Source organism: Streptomyces griseorubiginosus, assembly GCF_036345115.1.
In the GTDB taxonomy this organism is placed as follows: Bacteria; Actinomycetota; Actinomycetes; order Streptomycetales; family Streptomycetaceae; genus Streptomyces; species Streptomyces griseorubiginosus_C.
Genome location: NZ_CP107766.1, coordinates 2,319,684 through 2,335,115, shown reverse-complemented (window position 1 = coordinate 2,335,115; position 15,432 = coordinate 2,319,684). Strand labels below are relative to the sequence as shown.

Genomic DNA, 15,432 nt, shown 5'->3' with positions numbered 1-15,432 from the left:
TCTCCGTGATAGAAGCGTGGTCTGAAATCGATTTGTTGTCCACAAATTTCCGCCCACCTCTGGCTTTTCGTTCCGAGCGACCTCACTCTGGGTAGTGAACAAGGGAGTTCGGGCGACAGACGGGGGCAGCCGATGGACGCGGTGCGGCTCATCGTGACGAGCAGGCGTGCCCTGGCCGGGGGCGGCGAGGCGCCTCAGGTCATGGCCGAGGTGTGGCAGGCGCAGGCCCTGGCCCAGGCGATAGGAAGCCGCCTCGCGGTCGCCGGACCGCCCGAACTGCGGGGCGAGGCCCTGGGGTTGACCGAACTGGCGGGGCGGGGCTGCGGGGTCCTGGAGCGTCCCGACATCGCCCTGGCGGAGCTGCGGGCTGCCCAGCTCACCGACCTCGGCGACGCCCGCCAGGCCCTCCTCTACCTCGGCGGCCTCCTCGGCGAGGTCGGCATAGCCCTGGTCGGCCTCGCCTGCGCGGCGGACGACGAGACGACGTACTGGCAGTGCATGGAGGCGATCGACGCGGCGGACGAGTCACGGGACCGGGTGCTGCAGATGCTGCGAAGACTGGCGGACCGGGGGGAGGAGTTGCCGGAGGCGGGGTGAGTTCTTCGGCCGCGGGCCGGTGGGGGCTGGTCGCGCCCACGCGGCGGTAGCCGCAGATTCAACACAGCCCCGCGCCCCTGAGTGGGTGGGGCCGGACCCTGTCCAACTGCACCCACGTGCTTTTGGGGGCGCGGGGAACTGCGCGACCAGCCCCCACCGGCCCGCAGCCGAAGACAAACCTCAGCCGGCCCCCTCCTCACCAACCCCCCGCACCGAACCCCCGGCCCCCTGAAGATCCGCGTCCAACGCCGACAGATCCGCGTTCAGTGCCGCCATCAACTCCTCCATCTGCTGCAACAACCCCTTCGGCTGCCCAGCCCCCGCAGTCAGCGGCACGGTTTCTTCGGACATGACGGCCTCCTCGGCCCAAGGACCCACGCGGGTATCGGATGACGCACCGGCGACGACAAGCCGGCTCCGCCCGAGCCAACGATCACCAAACGGCCCGGTCACTGGCACGGCCGCCCCTCGCGCAGGCCGTGGACGAATTTCACCCGACCGGGGACGGCGGTGCCGCGGAGGTCACAGGGGCCCGTGAGGCCACAGCGCACTCCTGCGTGCAGGATGGAGACATGGATCTCCGCATCTTCACCGAGCCCCAGCAGGGCGCGAGCTACGACACCCTCCTCACCGTCGCCAAGGCCACCGAGGACCTCGGATTCGACGCCTTCTTCCGCTCCGACCACTATCTGAAGATGGGCGACGGCGACGGCCTCCCCGGCCCCACCGACGCCTGGATCACCCTCGCCGGCCTCGCCCGTGAGACCAAGCGCATCCGCCTCGGCACCCTGATGACCGCCGCCACCTTCCGGCTGCCCGGCGTGCTCGCCATCCAGGTCGCCCAGGTCGACCAGATGTCCGGCGGCCGCGTCGAACTGGGCCTGGGCGCGGGCTGGTTCGAGGAGGAGCACCAGGCGTACGGCATCCCGTTCCCGAAGGAGAGGTTCCCCCGCCTCGAGGAGCAGCTGGAGATCGTCACCGGGCTGTGGGCCACCGAGCCCGGCGACACCTTCGACTTCCACGGCAAGCACTACGACCTCACGAAGTCGCCCGCGCTGCCCAAGCCCGCCCAGGACAGGATCCCCGTGCTGATCGGCGGCCACGGTGCGACGAGGACCCCGCGTCTCGCCGCCCGCTACGCCGACGAGTTCAACATGCCGTTCGCCTCCGTCGAGGACAGCGAGACCCAGTTCGGCCGGGTCCGTGCCGCCGCCCGGGAAGCGGGCCGCGCGGCCGACGCGATCACCTTCTCCAACGCCCTCGTCGCCTGCGTCGGCAAGGACGACCAGGAGGTCGCCCGCCGCGCCGCCGCGATCGGCCGCGAGGTCGACGAGCTCAAGGCCAACGGCCTGGCCGGCACCCCCGCCGAGGTCGTCGACAAGATCGGCCGCTACGCCGCCGTGGGCTCCCGCCGCGTCTACCTCCAGATCCTCGACCTCGACGACCTGGACCACCTGGAGCTGATCTCCGCCCAGGTCCAGGCGCAGCTGTCGTAAATCGAAGGCACTGGTCACAGCGCCTGTGCGAAGCTGAGGACGTCGTCCTGCCGAGCCCCCAGGATCACCCTTCCTGGGGGCTCTCGCGCGCACGGCGCCCCGTACCGTCCACCGGCCGGAGAGGCCCTCACCATGTTCCTGACCATCACCACCACCGGCACTCCCGAGCGCCCCGCCACCGACCTCGGCTTCCTGCTGCACAAGCATCCCGACAAGGCACAGGCGTTCTCCACCTCCTACGGCAGGGCGCACGTCCTGTACCCCGAGGCGGACGATCAGCGCTGCACGGCCGCGCTGCTGCTGGAGGTCGACGCGGTGGCGCTGGTCAGGCGCGGCAAGGGCAAGGGCCGCGGCGGCGCCCCCGACGCGGCGCTCGCCCAGTACGTCAACGACCGCCCCTACGCGGCCTCCTCGCTGCTCGCGGTGGCCCTGAGCGCGGTCTTCTCCAGCGCGATGCGCGGGGTGTGCACCGCCAAGCCCGAACTCCCCTCGCAGCCGCGGCCGTTGCGCATCGAGGTGCCCGCCGTCGCGGCCCGAGGCGGCCCGGAAGTCGTACGCCGGCTGTTCGAGCCGCTCGGCTGGACCGTGACCGCCGAACCGGTCGCGCTGGACAGTGAGTTCCCGGAGTGGGGCGACTCTCGCTACGTCCGCCTCGAACTGGAGTCCACGCGGCTCACCCTCGCCGAGGCCCTGCGCCACCTGTACGTCCTCCTCCCCGTCCTCGACGACGCCAAGCACTACTGGGTGGCCTCCGACGAGGTCGACAAGCTGCTGCGGGCCGGCGAGGGCTGGCTGCCCGCGCACCCGGAGCAGAAGCTGATCACCAGCCGCTACCTGTCCCGCCGCTGGTCGCTGACGCGCGAGGCGATGGAGCGACTGGAGCTGGTCCGGCTCGCCGAGGCCGACGACAGCGAGGTCGAGGAGATCGACAACGCCGTCGAGGCGGAGACCGAGACCGAGGAGAAGCCGACCCCGCTCGCCGTGCAGCGCCGCGAGGCCATCCTGGAGGCGCTGCGCGCCGCCGGTGCCGCCCGCGTTCTCGACCTCGGGTGCGGGCAGGGCCAGTTGGTGCAGGCGCTGCTCAAGGACCCGAGGTTCACCGAGATCGTCGGCGTGGACGTGTCGGTGCGGGCGCTCACCATCGCCTCCCGGCGGCTCAAGCTGGACCGCATGGGGGAGCGGATGGCCTCGCGCGTCCAGCTCTTCCAGGGCTCGCTGGCCTACACCGACAAGCGGCTCAAGGGGTACGACGCCGCCGTGCTCAGCGAGGTCATCGAGCACCTCGACCTGCCCCGGCTGCCCGCCCTGGAGTACGCGGTGTTCGGCGCGGCCCGCCCCCGGACCGTCCTGGTGACGACCCCGAACGTCGAGTACAACGTCCGCTGGGAGTCGCTCCCGGCCGGCCACGTCCGGCATGGCGACCACCGCTTCGAGTGGACCCGGGAGGAGTTCCGCGTCTGGGCCTCGTCGGTGGCCGAACGGCACGGCTACGACGTGGAGTTCACCCCGGTGGGACCGGACGACCCCGAGGTCGGGCCGCCCACGCAGATGGCCGTTTTCGAACTGAGCACAGCTACGCCGAGCACCACTGTCAGGAACGAGAAGGAGGCGAAGGCGGCATGACCGAGACCCAGCGCACGGGACGGACTCTCCCCGTCACCGACCTCTCCCTCGTGGTCCTCGTCGGCGCCTCCGGCTCCGGCAAGTCCACCTTCGCACGGCGCCACTTCAAGCCGACCGAGGTGATCTCCTCGGACTTCTGCCGGGGCCTGGTCTCCGACGACGAGAACGACCAGGGCGCCACCAAGGACGCCTTCGACGTCCTGCACTACATCGCCGGCAAGCGGCTGGCCGCCGGCCGCCGCACCGTCGTCGACGCGACCAGCGTGCAGTCGGACTCCCGGCGCCAGCTGATCGACCTGGCCAAGCAGTACGACGTGCTGCCCATCGCCATCGTCCTGGACGTGCCCGAGGAGGTGTGCGCCGAGCGCAACGCGGCCCGCGCCGACCGGGCCGACATGCCGGTCCGGGTCATCAAGCGCCACATCCGCGAACTGCGGCGCTCGATCCGTCACCTGGAGCGCGAGGGCTTCCGCAAGGTGCACGTCCTGCGCGGGGTCGAGGACATCGAGCACGCCACCGTCGTCACCGAGAGGCGCTTCAACGACCTGACCCACCTCACCGGCCCCTTCGACATCGTCGGCGACATCCACGGCTGCGCCTCCGAACTGGAGACCCTGCTCGCGAAGTTGGGCTACACCGACGGCGTCCACCCCGAGGGCCGTACCGCGGTCTTCGTCGGCGACCTCGTCGACCGCGGCCCGGACAGCCCCGGTGTGCTGCGCCGCGTGATGTCGATGGTCAAGTCGGGCAACGCGCTGTGCGTGCCGGGCAACCACGAGAACAAGTACGGCCGCTACCTCAAGGGCCGCAAGGTCCAGCACACCCACGGGCTCGCCGAGACCATCGAGCAGATGGAGCACGTCACGGACGAGTTCCGCGCCGAGGTACGGGAGTTCATCGACGGACTGGTCAGCCACTACGTCCTCGACGGCGGCCGCCTCGTGGTCTGTCACGCCGGTCTGCCGGAGAAGTACCACGGCCGCACCTCCGGCCGGGTCCGCTCGCACGCGCTGTACGGCGACACCACCGGTGAGACCGACGAGTTCGGGCTGCCGGTGCGCTACCCGTGGGCGGAGGACTACCGCGGCCGGGCCGCCGTGGTCTACGGCCACACCCCGGTCCCGGAGGCGACCTGGCTCAACAACACCATCTGCCTGGACACCGGCGCCGTCTTCGGCGGCAAGCTCACCGCGCTGCGCTGGCCGGAGCGGGAGCTGGTCGACGTACCGGCGGAAAAGGTCTGGTACGAGCCGGCCAGGCCGCTGAAGTCGGAGGCTCCCGGCGGTCAGGACGGCCGGCCGCTCGACCTCGCCGACGTGTACGGCCGCAGGGTCGTCGAGACCCGGCACCAGGGCCGGGTCGCCGTCCGGGAGGAGAACGCGGCCGCGGCGCTGGAGGTCATGAGCCGTTTCGCGGTGGACCCGCGGCTGCTGCCGTACCTCCCGCCGACCATGGCCCCGACGGCGACCAGCCATGTCGAGGGCTACCTGGAGCACCCGGCCGAGGCGTTCGCGCAGTACGCCGCGGACGGTGTCGAGCGGGTCGTGTGCGAGGAGAAGCACATGGGCTCGCGGGCGGTGGCCCTGGTCTGCCGGGACGCGGAGGCGGCCCGCGGGCGCTTCGGCGTGGACGGTCCGACCGGCTCGCTGTACACCCGCACCGGCCGTCCGTTCTTCGACGACGAGTCGGTGACGGAGACGATCCTGGACCGGCTGCGCACGGCGATCGGCGAGGCCGGTCTGTGGGACGGACTTGACACGGACTGGCTGCTGTTGGACGCCGAGCTGATGCCGTGGTCGCTGAAGGCCGCCGGCCTGCTGCGGTCGCAGTACGCGGCCGTCGGCGCCGCGTCCGGCGCGGTGTTCCCGGGGGCGCTGGCAGCACTGGAAGGCGCCGCGGCACGCGGTGTCGAGGTCACCGAGCTGCTGGCCCGCCAGCGCGCCCGTGCCTCGGACGCCGCCGCGTTCACCGACGCGTACCGCCGCTACTGCTGGACCACCGACGGCCTGGACGGCGTCCGCCTGGCACCGTTCCAGATCCTCGCGGTCCAGGGCCGCAGTCTCGCCGCGCTCCCGCACGACGAGCAACTGGCCCTGCTGGACCGCCTGGTGGAGCACGACAGCACCGGCCTGCTCCAGACCACCCGGCGCCTCTACGTCGACACCGGTGACCCGGAGTCGGTGCGGGCGGGCGTCGACTGGTGGCTGGAGATGACCGGCCGCGGCGGAGAGGGCATGGTCGTCAAGCCGCTCGGCGCTGTGGTCCGCAGTACCGAGGGCCGCCTGGTCCAGCCCGGCATCAAGTGCCGGGGCCGGGAGTACCTGCGGATCATCTACGGCCCCGAGTACACCCGCCCGGAGAACCTCGACCGGCTGCGCAAGAGGTTCCTGAACCACAAGCGCTCCCTCGCGATCCGCGAGTACGCCCTGGGCCTGGAGGCCCTGGACCGGCTGGCGGAGGGCGAGCCGCTGTGGCGGGTGCACGAGGCGGTGTTCGGGGTGCTGGCGCTGGAGTCGGAGCCGGTGGACCCGCGGTTGTGAGCCGCCGGGCGGAGGTGAGGGGTGACCCACCGGTCACCCCTCACCCCACCAACCGCAACCGCTCCCCGCACACCCCCACCTCCACCGTCTGCCCCCACGTCAGCTCCACCGCGTCCCCCTCCATCCCGTCCCCGAAGGCGATCAGCCGTTCGGACTCGACGGTGAGGCGGAGGCGGGCGCGGGCGGGGAGTTCGCCGGCGGTCAGGGAGGTGCCGGTGGCCGGGGACGGCCAGGCCTCGCGGACGAACCACACCAGGCGGTTCTCCGTCGGCTCCGGCAGCCGCAGGCGGGCGCCCCGCTCCTGCCACACCGACCGGAGCCAGCCCGTGGCCCCCGTCCCCGTCCCCACCAGCACCCCGGAGGAAGCCTGGGCCTCGACGACACCCCCGTCGCCCTCCAGGCCCAGGCGGTATCGGGCGGTCTGATGACCGGAGGCGCCCAGGTAGATCTCGTTCAGCGCGACGAGCCGCTGGGTGTCGTCCGCGACGGCCTCGACCATCGTCAGCTCGTCGGCCTGCGCACCGGCCGCCGTCAGCAACTTCGCCGTGTCCCGCGGACGGTGGCGCACCAGCACGCCCGGGTTGCGGCCGGGCTCGGTGTCGATGCCCAGCACCGGTTGCCCGGAGAGGTACTTGGCCGCATTGGCCACCAGACCGTCCTGCCCGACCACCACGACGACGTCCTCGGGGGCGAACAGGAAACGGTCCAGGTCGGCCCGCTCGACCCGGGCCTGACGCCAGGTCAGCGGGATCGCGGCGGTCACCTCGGCCAGTGCCCGCCGGGCGCGCTCGTGGCGCTCGGCGACCTCGCGGATGTCCCGGCCCCGGGAGGAGAGGAAGTAGGCCGCCTGGCCGTGGGTGCCGTGGTGGGCCACCAACTCCTCGTACTCCGTGGTGCGATGGACCAGGACGGCCCGCGGCGCGAGACTCACTCCGGCTCCCGTGCGCCCAGCCTGGCCAGCAGCCCCGTCAGCACGTCGGGCGAGATCGTCACGCTGTCGATGTGCGGCAGGTTCTCCGCGAGCCGGGTCCCGGTGAGGGCGTGCAGGGTGGCGACGTCGACGTCCGCGTGCACCTGCAACCAGGCGGCCTGCGCCTGCGCCTTGGCGTCACCCACCGCGCGCACCCCGTCGGCCTCCGCACGGGCGAGCCGTACCGAACGGGCCGCCTCGGCCTCCGCCCGTACCGCGTCCGCGGCCGCGTGCTCCTCCGCCTCCCGGCGGGCGTTGGTGCCCCGCTGCTCCACCAACTGCTCTTCCCTGCGGGCGAGTTCGATCTGGCTGGCGAGTTCGTTCTCGGCGATGGCACGCTCCCGCTCGACGGCCACGGCCCGGCGTTCGTAGGTCGCCCGGTCCGCCTCCTGCTGGATCTGCTCGCGGGCCGGGGTGCGCAGCGCCCGCTCCACCTCCGGCTCGGGGCGCACCGCCATCACGCGTACGGCGACCACCTCGATGCCGGTGGCCGGCAGCCGGGGTTCGGCGTCCAGGCCCGCCCGGATCCGCTCGCGCACCGCGGACACGCCGTCGACCAGGGCGGACGACAGGGAGGTCCGGGTCAGCACGTCGAGCGCGTGCTGCTGGGCCGTCTCGGTGAGCAGGGTGCCCAGTTGCTCCAGAGGCGAGCCCCGCCACACCCCGGTGTCGGGGTCGATGGAGAAGTCCAGGCGGGCGGCGGCGAGGGCCGGGTCGCCGATCCGGTAGGTCACCGTCGCCTGTACGGCCACGTCCTGGAAGTCGGACGTACGGGCATGGAAGGTCATGGCCAACTCGCGGTCGTCGACCGGCACTTCGGAGAGCGCTGCGGTCAGTGCGCGGAACCAGAAGCTGAGTCCGGGGCCGTCGTGCAGCAGTGTGCCGCCGCGGTGGTGCCGGATGTGCGCCGTGGGCGCGCCGCGCAGGTGGCGCCAGCCGAGGCGCCGGGTGATGTCGGCCATCAGTTCCCCTCTTTTCGTCTGCACGACGATAAGCGGACCGACCGTTTATCGTCAAGAGGACGACAACAGGAAATCCGTGCGAACGGAGGGGTCAAGCGGCGTCCCGTTGGTCAGGATGGAGGCATGGGATTCCATGTCGACTCCGAGGCCGGGCGGCTCAGCCGCGTCATCCTGCACCGGCCGGATCTCGAGCTCAAAAGGCTCACCCCCAGCAACAAGGACCAGCTGCTCTTCGACGACGTGCTGTGGGTGCGCCGGGCGCGCGCCGAGCACGACGGGTTCGCCGACGTGCTGCGCGATCGCGGGGTCGCCGTCCACCTCTTCGGCGACCTGCTCACCGAGGCCCTGGAGGTGCCGGCGGCCCGGTCCCTCGTCCTCGACCGCGTCTTCGACGAGAAGGAGTACGGCCCGCTGGCCACCGACCACCTGCGGTCCTGCTTCGAGACACTGCCCGCCGCGGAACTGGCGGAGGCACTGGTCGGCGGCATGACCAAGCGGGAGTTCCTGGAAACGCACGCGGAGCCGACCTCCGTGCGCTTCCACGTCATGGACCTCGACGACTTCCTCCTCGCCCCGCTGCCCAACCACCTCTTCACCCGCGACACCTCGGCCTGGATCTACGACGGCGTCTCCGTCAACGCCATGAAGTGGCCCGCCCGGCAGCGCGAGACCGTCCACTTCGAGGCGATCTACCGCCACCACCCGCTCTTCCGCGACGAGACCTTCCATCTCTGGTCGGAGGGGCAGGCCGACTACCCGTCCACCATCGAGGGCGGGGACGTCCTCGTCATCGGCAACGGCGCCGTCCTCATCGGCATGAGCGAGCGGACCACGCCCCAGGCCGTCGAGATGCTCGCCCACAAGCTCTTCGCCGAGGGCTCCGCACAGACGATCGTGGCCCTCGACATGCCGAAGCGGCGGGCCTTCATGCATCTCGACACCGTGATGACGATGGTCGACGGCGACACCTTCACCCAGTACGCCGGACTCGGCATGCTGCGCTCGTACACCATCGAACCGGGCGTCGGCGACAAGGAGCTCAAGGTCACCGACCACCCGCCGGAGCACATGCACCGCGCGATCGCCGCCGCGCTGGGCCTGGACGCGATCCGGGTCCTGACCGCCACCCAGGACGTGCACGCCGCCGAGCGCGAGCAGTGGGACGACGGCTGCAACGTCCTCGCCGTAGAACCGGGCGTCGTCGTCGCCTACGAGCGCAACGCCACCACCAACACCCATCTGCGCAAGCAGGGCATCGAGGTCATCGAGATCCCGGGCAGCGAGCTGGGGCGGGGGAGGGGCGGGCCGCGCTGCATGAGCTGTCCCGTGGAGAGGGAGGCTGTATAGAAATGCTGAATATCGTATAGACTTCCAGGGTCCTGTTCTCATCCCGCTGGAGCGTCCCCATGGCGACCGTCCCCACCGCCCTCGCCGGGCGCCACTTCCTCAAGGAGCTCGACTTCACCGCCGAGGAGTTCCTCGGCCTGGTCGAGCTGGCCGCCGAGCTGAAGGCGGCCAAGAAGGCCGGGACCGAGACGCGCCGGCTGAGCGGGAAGAACATCGCGCTGATCTTCGAGAAGACCTCCACGCGCACACGGTGCGCGTTCGAGGTCGCCGCCGCGGACCAGGGCGCCTCCACGACGTACCTGGACCCCTCCGGCTCGCAGATCGGGCACAAGGAGTCCGTACGGGACACCGCGCGCGTGCTCGGCCGTATGTACGACGGGATCGAGTACCGCGGGGACAGCCAGCAGAAGGTCGAGGAGCTGGCCGCGTACGCCGGCGTGCCGGTCTACAACGGCCTCACCGACGACTGGCATCCCACCCAGATGCTGGCCGACGTGCTGACCATGACCGAGCACACCGCGAAGCCGGTGCCGGAGATCGCCTTCGCCTACCTCGGTGACGCGCGGTTCAACATGGGCAACTCCTATCTGATCACCGGCGCGCTGCTCGGCATGGACGTGCGGATCGTCGCCCCCAAGACCTACTGGCCCGCCCAGGACGTCGTCGAGCGGGCCCGCGCGCTCGCCGTGGACAGCGGGGCCCGGATCACCCTCACCGAGTCGCTGGAGGACGGCGTCCTCGGCGCGGACTTCGTCGCCACCGACGTCTGGGTGTCCATGGGGGAGCCCAAGGAGGTCTGGGACGAGCGGATCGCCGCGCTCGCGCCGTACGCCGTGACCATGGACGTGCTGCGGGCCACGGGCAACGCGGACGTGAAGTTCCTGCACTGCCTCCCGGCCTTCCACGACCTCGGGACCAAGGTGGGGCAGGAGATCTTCGAGACCCACGGGCTGGAGTCCCTGGAGGTCACGGACGAGGTGTTCGAGTCGGCGCACTCGGTGGTGTTCGACGAGGCGGAGAACCGGCTGCACACGATCAAGGCGGTGCTGGTCGCGACGCTGGCCTGAGACGCCGGTTCTGCAAACCGTCAGGCCGGGTTCCACTGGTGCGGCACCACCGGCAGCCGGAACCACACCGCCTTGCCAGTCTCGGTCGGGCGGTGCCCGCAGGACGAGCTGAGCGCCCTGATCAGGAGCAGGCCGCGGCCGTGCTCCTGCCAGGGGTCAGGGTCCTGGGTGTCCGGCTGGGTCAGATGGCCCGGCGGCGCCGGGTCCGGGTCGTGCACCTCCACCTGGCAGCCCGTGGGGAGCAGCTCGACCACGAGCTCTATGGGCGTGTCACCGGCCGTGTGCTCCACGGCGTTCGCCACCAGCTCGGCCGTCAGCAGCTCCGCGGTGTCGCAGTCCGCCCCGTGCTCCAGCTCGGCCAGCGCGGTGCGGACCAGGGCGCGCGCCACGGGCACGGCCGCGGCGGAGTGCGGCAGCGCGATGCGCCAGGAGGCGGAGGCGGAGGGGCGATCTTGCAAGGCGGGTCCGTTCATGAGCAGGCTGTCCTGCTTTCAACCGTATGAATGGTACGGCGCCGTCGGCAGGCTCGTCGGGCGGGCACCGTACGGGACCTTCGGCCCCGTTGGCAGGCGGCTTACCCGTAGCAACGGCTTGCCTCCCGGCGCCGATCCCGCCGTTGCCGCTCTGTCGACGAGCCGTGACGGATGTGACCGGTTCAGGTCACTCCGGCGTGCCCTCAATGGCTCGACCCCTACCGCGCTATCGCGCACTCGTGACGACAGTCAAAGATGAGTGATAGCTTCGATGGATGGAGCGCCGCGTATCGCGCACCTCGCACCTCGCCCGAGCACGAGGAGGCCGCACCGCATGAGTCCCTTCACCGGCTCCGCCGCCCGCACCCCGCACTGGCGGCACCTGCGCGTCGACCTCGCCGACGGGGTCGCCACGGTCACCCTCGCCCGCCCCGAGAAACTCAACGCGCTCACCTTCGGCGCCTACGCCGACCTGCGCGATCTGCTCGCCGAGCTGTCCCGCGAGCGTTCCGTCCGGGCCCTGGTCCTGGCCGGCGAGGGCCGTGGCTTCTGCTCCGGCGGCGACGTCGACGAGATCATCGGCGCCACCCTGGCCATGGACACCGCCGAGCTCCTCGACTTCAACCGGATGACGGGCCAGGTCGTGCGGGCCGTACGGGAATGTCCGTTTCCGGTGATCGCGGCGGTGCACGGGGTGGCGGCGGGTGCCGGGGCGGTCCTGGCCCTCGCGGCGGACTTCCGCGTGGCCGACCCCACGGCCCGCTTCGCCTTCCTCTTCACCCGGGTCGGCCTGTCCGGCGGCGACATGGGCGCGGCCTACCTGCTGCCCAGGGTGGTGGGACTGGGCCACGCGACCCGACTCCTCATGCTCGGCGAACCGGTCCGCGCTCCCGAGGCCGAGCGCATCGGCCTGATCAGCGAGCTGACGGAGGAGGGCGACGCGGACAAGGCCGCTTCAGCCCTGGCCCGCCGCCTGGCCGAGGGCCCGGCACTGGCGTACGCCCAGACGAAGGCCCTGCTCACGGCCGAGCTGGACATGCCGTTGGCGGCCGCAGTGGAACTGGACGCATCAACCCAGGCCCTCCTGATGAACGGCGAGGACTACACGGAGTTCCACACGGCCTTCAAGGAGAAGCGCCCTCCAAAGTGGAAGGGGCGCTGAGTGTCCCCACCTATAGGGGCGCGGGGAACTGCGCGACAAGCCCCCACAGACCCGCAGCCGCCACACAAGGCCAATCACCCCCTACGTGTGGCGATCATCGGCGGCGGCCCCGGCGGCCTCTACGCCGCCGCCCTGCTCAAACGCCTCGACCCCCGAAGAGAAGTGACCGTCTGGGAACGCAACGCCCCCGACGATACCTTCGGCTTCGGCGTGGTCCTCTCCGACGAAACCCTCGGCGGCATAGAACACGCGGACCCTCACGTCTACGAGGCCCTCCAGCACCATTTCACCCGCTGGGACGACATAGACATCGTCCACAGAGGCACCCGCCACACCTCCGGAGGCCACGGCTTCGCCGCACTCGGCCGCAAACGGCTCCTCGAAATACTGCACGACCGCTGCCGCACCCTCGGCGTCGACCTCCGCTTCCGCACCCCCGCCCCGCCCGGCCTCGCGGACACGCACGACCTCGTCATCGCCGCCGACGGAGTCAACAGCACCACACGCGAGACCCACACCCATGTGTTCCGCCCCCATGTGACCCCGCACCACTGCCGCTACATCTGGCTCGCCGCGGACTTCCCCTTCGACGCTTTCCGTTTCGAGATCGCCGAGACCGAGCACGGCGTGATGCAACTGCACGGCTATCCCTACGCGGCCGACGCCTCCACCGTGATCATCGAGATGCGGGAGGAGGTGTGGCGGGCGGCGGGCTTCGCCGAACTGGACACGGCGGACTCCGTCGACCGCTGCGCCAAGATCTTCACGGAAGCCCTCCGCGGCCGCCCCCTGCGCTCCAACAAGTCCGCCTGGACCACCTTCCGCACGGTCGTCAACGAGCACTGGTCCCACGGCAACACCGTGCTGCTCGGCGACGCCGCCCACACCGCCCACTTCTCCATCGGCTCCGGCACCAAGCTCGCCGTCGAGGACGCCCTCGCCCTGGCCGCCTGCCTGGAGGAACAGCCGTCGGTGGAAGGGGCGTTGGCGGCCTACGAGGCGGAACGCAAACCAGTCGTCGCCTCCACCCAACGCGCCGCCCTCGCCAGCCTGGAGTGGTTCGAGAACCTCCGGCTGTACCTCGACCAGCCGTCCCGCCAGTTCGCCTTCAACCTGCTCACCCGCAGCCGCCGCGTCACCCACGACAACCTGCGGCTCCGCGACGCCCGCTTCACCGGAGCCGTGGAGCGCGAGTTCGGCTGCGAACCCGGTACGCCTCCGATGTTCACCCCGTTCCGGCTGCGCGGGCTGACCCTGCGCAACCGGGTCGTCGTGTCGCCGATGGACATGTACTCCGCCACCGACGGCCTCCCCGGCGACTTCCACCTGGTCCACCTCGGCGCCCGGGCGCTGGGCGGCGCAGGACTGGTGATGACCGAGATGGTGTGCGTCTCGCCCGAGGGCCGGATCACCCCCGGCTGCACCGGCCTCTACGACGGCGGGCAGGCCGAGGCCTGGAAACGGATCACCGACTTCGTGCACACGCGGTCGCCGGGCACCGCGATCGGCGTGCAGCTCGGCCACAGCGGCCGCAAGGGCTCGACCAAGCTGATGTGGGAGGGCATCGACGAACCGCTGCCGGAGGGCAACTGGCCGGTGGTGGGTCCGTCCCCGATCCCGTACCGGCCCTCCAACCAGACTCCGCGCGAGCTCACCCGTGCCGAACTCGCCGACCTCCGCGAACAGTTCACCGCAGCCGCCCGGCGTGCCGACCGCGCCGGCTTCGACCTGCTCGAACTGCACTGCGCGCACGGCTACTTGCTCTCCAGCTTCCTGTCGCCGCTGACCAACCGCCGCACCGACGCCTACGGCGGCTCCCTCGCCGGACGACTCCGCTTCCCCCTGGAGGTCTTCGACGCCGTCAGAGCAGTGTGGCCGCGGGAACGGCCCATGACGGTCCGTATCTCCGCCACCGACTGGGCCGAGGGCGGCAACACCGCCGAGGACGCCGTCGAGATCGCCCGCGCCTTCGCCGCGCACGGCGCCGACGCGATCGACGTGTCCACCGGGCAGGTCGTCGCCGAGGAGCAGCCGGAGTACGGGCGCTCCTACCAGACGCCGTACGCCGACCGGATCCGCCACGAGACCGGCGTGCCGGTGATCGCGGTCGGCGCGATCTCCTCCTGGGACGACGTCAACTCGCTGATCCTGGCCGGACGTACGGACCTGTGCGCGCTGGCCCGCCCGCACCTCTACGACCCGCACTGGACGCTGCACGCGGCTGCCGAGCAGGGCTACGAAGGCCCCGGTGCCGTCTGGCCCGATCCGTACCGCGCGGGCAGCCGCCGCCCGCAGACCGGCCGCACGGACGCGCCCAAGCCCCGGCTGACCCTGGGGACTTGAGCGCCTTGCGAGAGCAGGGGCGCCCGCGGGATCACAGGCCCACGAAGGCGGCCCCCGCGTCCCGCAGCCGCTCGTGCAGCCCCCGGAACACCGCCGCCGCCCGCTCGCCCGGCCAGTCCTCCGGGAGCAGCGGGGTGGGCAGACCGGGGTCGGCGTAGGGGAGGTGGCGCCAGGAGTCGAGGGCGAGGAGGTAGTCGCGGTAGGCCTCCTCGGGCGGGGTGTCGGCCCGGTCCTGCCAGTCGTGCAGCACGCGCGCGTGGCGGTCCAGGAACGCCTCGTGCTCCTTGGCGATCGCGGCCAGGTCCCACCAGCGGGCCACGGCCTCGACGGTCGCCGCGAAGCCCAGGTGCTCACCGCGGAAGAAGTCGACGTACGGGTCCAGGCGCAGCCGCTGGAGGGTGTGCCGGGCCTCCTCGTACAGCCGCGCCGGGGCGATCCACACCCCGGGGGCCGCCGTGCCGAAGCCGAGTCCGGCCAGGCGTGAGCGCAGCACGTGCCGCTTCTGCCGCTCCGACTCCGGCACCGAGAACACGGCGAGCACCCAGCCCTCGTCCTCGGGCGGCCGTACGGCGTAGATGCGCCGGTCGCCGTCGTCGAGGAGCTGGCGGGCGTCCGGCGAGAGCTCGTAGCCGGCCGCGCCCTGTGCCGTTCGGGCCGGAAGCAGGAGTCCGCGCCGTTTGAGCCGGGACACCGAGGACCGTACGGAAGGGGCGTCCACGCCGACCGCGGCCAGCAGCCGGATCAGTTCGGCGACGGGCACGGGACCCGGGACGAAGCGGCCGTAGGCGCCGTAGAGCGTGACGATGAGAGACCGTGGTGCATGCTGGTCGGACACGTTGATCATCTTAGGTC

General features: G+C 71.5%; 13 protein-coding genes. 8 read left to right on the top strand and 5 right to left on the bottom strand.

The window, feature by feature from the left end; translation table 11 throughout:
• The first annotated feature begins 132 nt into the window (after positions 1–132).
• Positions 133–597, top strand: a complete 465-nt coding sequence (locus OHN19_RS10405) for a DUF6099 family protein (protein WP_330263917.1) — start codon at positions 133–135, stop codon at positions 595–597.
• 180 nt (positions 598–777) lie between these two features.
• Here the strand turns inward: OHN19_RS10405 and OHN19_RS10400 are convergent, their stop codons facing one another.
• Positions 778–948 carry a hypothetical protein gene (locus tag OHN19_RS10400; RefSeq protein WP_330263916.1) on the bottom strand — a complete coding sequence of 57 codons (171 nt, stop codon included), beginning with the start codon at positions 946–948 and terminating at the stop codon, positions 778–780.
• 221 nt (positions 949–1,169) lie between these two features.
• On the opposite strand from OHN19_RS10400, the gene OHN19_RS10395 reads away from it, so the two are divergent.
• The 3 genes from OHN19_RS10395 (at position 1,170) to OHN19_RS10385 (ending at position 6,256) form a co-directional block, all read left to right on the top strand.
• Entirely contained in the window at positions 1,170–2,093 is a 924-nt protein-coding gene (locus OHN19_RS10395; RefSeq protein WP_330263915.1) for an LLM class F420-dependent oxidoreductase, read from the top strand.
• Between the two features lie 132 nt (positions 2,094–2,225).
• Complete coding sequence (locus tag OHN19_RS10390) at positions 2,226–3,716, top strand: 3' terminal RNA ribose 2'-O-methyltransferase Hen1 (protein ID WP_330263914.1); 1,491 nt, start codon at positions 2,226–2,228, stop codon at positions 3,714–3,716.
• A complete protein-coding gene (locus tag OHN19_RS10385) occupies positions 3,713–6,256 on the top strand; it encodes a polynucleotide kinase-phosphatase (protein WP_330263913.1) in 2,544 nt (847 codons plus the stop codon). The genes OHN19_RS10390 and OHN19_RS10385 overlap by 4 nt, the downstream gene beginning before the upstream one ends.
• Positions 6,257–6,296: 40 nt before the next feature.
• On the opposite strand, the gene OHN19_RS10380 is transcribed toward OHN19_RS10385, so the two are convergent.
• Complete coding sequence (locus tag OHN19_RS10380) at positions 6,297–7,187, bottom strand: hypothetical protein (RefSeq protein WP_330263912.1); 891 nt, start codon at positions 7,185–7,187, stop codon at positions 6,297–6,299.
• Positions 7,184–8,188 carry an SPFH domain-containing protein gene (locus OHN19_RS10375; protein ID WP_123763631.1) on the bottom strand — a complete coding sequence of 335 codons (1,005 nt, stop codon included), beginning with the start codon at positions 8,186–8,188 and terminating at the stop codon, positions 7,184–7,186. The genes OHN19_RS10380 and OHN19_RS10375 overlap by 4 nt, the downstream gene beginning before the upstream one ends.
• 123 nt (positions 8,189–8,311) lie before the next feature.
• Between OHN19_RS10375 and OHN19_RS10370 the strand changes: the two genes are divergently transcribed.
• Positions 8,312–9,535: an arginine deiminase gene (locus tag OHN19_RS10370; protein WP_330263911.1), complete on the top strand. Its 1,224-nt coding sequence runs from the start codon at positions 8,312–8,314 to the stop codon at positions 9,533–9,535.
• A 59-nt stretch (positions 9,536–9,594) separates the two neighbouring features.
• The gene (gene argF, locus OHN19_RS10365; protein WP_330263910.1) at positions 9,595–10,602 is read left to right on the top strand and encodes an ornithine carbamoyltransferase; all 1,008 of its coding nucleotides are present in this window, start codon (positions 9,595–9,597) and stop codon (positions 10,600–10,602) included.
• A 20-nt stretch (positions 10,603–10,622) separates the two neighbouring features.
• Here the strand turns inward: argF and OHN19_RS10360 are convergent, their stop codons facing one another.
• A complete protein-coding gene (locus tag OHN19_RS10360) occupies positions 10,623–11,075 on the bottom strand; it encodes an ATP-binding protein (protein WP_123763634.1) in 453 nt (150 codons plus the stop codon).
• A 334-nt stretch (positions 11,076–11,409) separates the two neighbouring features.
• On the opposite strand from OHN19_RS10360, the gene OHN19_RS10355 reads away from it, so the two are divergent.
• Both OHN19_RS10355 and OHN19_RS10350 read left to right on the top strand, forming a co-directional pair.
• Positions 11,410–12,237 carry an enoyl-CoA hydratase family protein gene (locus tag OHN19_RS10355; RefSeq protein WP_330263909.1) on the top strand — a complete coding sequence of 276 codons (828 nt, stop codon included), beginning with the start codon at positions 11,410–11,412 and terminating at the stop codon, positions 12,235–12,237.
• On the top strand, positions 12,238–14,580 hold the full coding sequence (locus OHN19_RS10350; protein WP_419249514.1) for a bifunctional salicylyl-CoA 5-hydroxylase/oxidoreductase: 2,343 nt from the start codon (positions 12,238–12,240) through the stop codon (positions 14,578–14,580).
• A 31-nt stretch (positions 14,581–14,611) separates the two neighbouring features.
• Here the strand turns inward: OHN19_RS10350 and OHN19_RS10345 are convergent, their stop codons facing one another.
• Positions 14,612–15,424 carry a PaaX family transcriptional regulator C-terminal domain-containing protein gene (locus OHN19_RS10345; RefSeq protein ID WP_330263907.1) on the bottom strand — a complete coding sequence of 271 codons (813 nt, stop codon included), beginning with the start codon at positions 15,422–15,424 and terminating at the stop codon, positions 14,612–14,614.
• Positions 15,425–15,432 lie beyond the last annotated feature (8 nt).

Coding starts and splice junctions, on each gene's coding strand:
- OHN19_RS10355 (WP_330263909.1), top strand. CDS start 11,410: ATGAGTCCCTTCACCGGCTCCGCCGCCCGCACCCCGCACTGGCGGCAC.
- argF (WP_330263910.1), top strand. CDS start 9,595: ATGGCGACCGTCCCCACCGCCCTCGCCGGGCGCCACTTCCTCAAGGAG.
- OHN19_RS10375 (WP_123763631.1), bottom strand. CDS start 8,188: ATGGCCGACATCACCCGGCGCCTCGGCTGGCGCCACCTGCGCGGCGCG.
- OHN19_RS10370 (WP_330263911.1), top strand. CDS start 8,312: ATGGGATTCCATGTCGACTCCGAGGCCGGGCGGCTCAGCCGCGTCATC.
- OHN19_RS10345 (WP_330263907.1), bottom strand. CDS start 15,424: ATGATCAACGTGTCCGACCAGCATGCACCACGGTCTCTCATCGTCACG.
- OHN19_RS10360 (WP_123763634.1), bottom strand. CDS start 11,075: ATGAACGGACCCGCCTTGCAAGATCGCCCCTCCGCCTCCGCCTCCTGG.
- OHN19_RS10405 (WP_330263917.1), top strand. CDS start 133: ATGGACGCGGTGCGGCTCATCGTGACGAGCAGGCGTGCCCTGGCCGGG.
- OHN19_RS10390 (WP_330263914.1), top strand. CDS start 2,226: ATGTTCCTGACCATCACCACCACCGGCACTCCCGAGCGCCCCGCCACC.
- OHN19_RS10385 (WP_330263913.1), top strand. CDS start 3,713: ATGACCGAGACCCAGCGCACGGGACGGACTCTCCCCGTCACCGACCTC.
- OHN19_RS10395 (WP_330263915.1), top strand. CDS start 1,170: ATGGATCTCCGCATCTTCACCGAGCCCCAGCAGGGCGCGAGCTACGAC.
- OHN19_RS10400 (WP_330263916.1), bottom strand. CDS start 948: ATGTCCGAAGAAACCGTGCCGCTGACTGCGGGGGCTGGGCAGCCGAAG.